At 68.1% G+C, this 681-nt stretch carries 1 protein-coding gene; it reads left to right on the forward strand.

What is annotated here, in order from left to right:
• Positions 1 to 117: 117 nt before the first annotated feature.
• A partial coding sequence (locus tag ADL29_RS07465; protein ID WP_053922932.1) for a hypothetical protein occupies positions 118 to 681 on the forward strand: 564 nt, incomplete at its 3' end.

Here is a 681-nt window from a genome sequence, read left to right on the forward strand (position 1 = left end):
CCCCAACCCCACCCGGCAGGACGTTCGCGACTGGCTCGGTGAGCACCTGTACGACGACGACTGGGACGAGCACGACGTCGACAACATCCACACAGAGATCCAGAAAGGCGGCCAGCCGTGACCAAGGTGCTCGGACTCGACCTCAGCCTCACCTCCACCGGCATTGCCGGCCGAGGCTGGACCACCACCATCAAACCCGCCAACCGCAGCCGAACCCACCGCGACCGCAGCAACCCCACCAACGACGCTCGGCTCCGCACCGCCTACAACCACCAGCGGCTCACCGCCATCACCAGCCAACTCGACGACTACCTCACCGGCGTCGACCTCGTCGTCATCGAAGGCCTCGCCTACGACGCCCACGACACCGACCGGCAACTCGCCGGCCTGTCATGGATCGTCCGCGACCGACTGTGGCGTCGCGGCATCTCGTACGCGGCTGTCCCGCCGTCCACTCTCAAGCAGTTCGTGACCGGCACCGGCGCCGCCGACAAGGCCTTGATGTGGGGCATGGTCACCGACTGGTTCGCCTGGTTCGACGGCACCACCCACGACGAGGCGGACGCGGCCGGGCTGATGGCGATGGGGTACGCGTATCTCGGTGATCCGCTGAGCCCGGTGCTCGAGCATCAGGCGACGGCGCTGAGCAAGGTGGTGTGGCCGGAGCTACCGGCCGCCGCC

This window comes from Streptomyces chattanoogensis, assembly GCF_001294335.1.
Taxonomy (GTDB): domain Bacteria; phylum Actinomycetota; class Actinomycetes; order Streptomycetales; family Streptomycetaceae; genus Streptomyces; species Streptomyces chattanoogensis.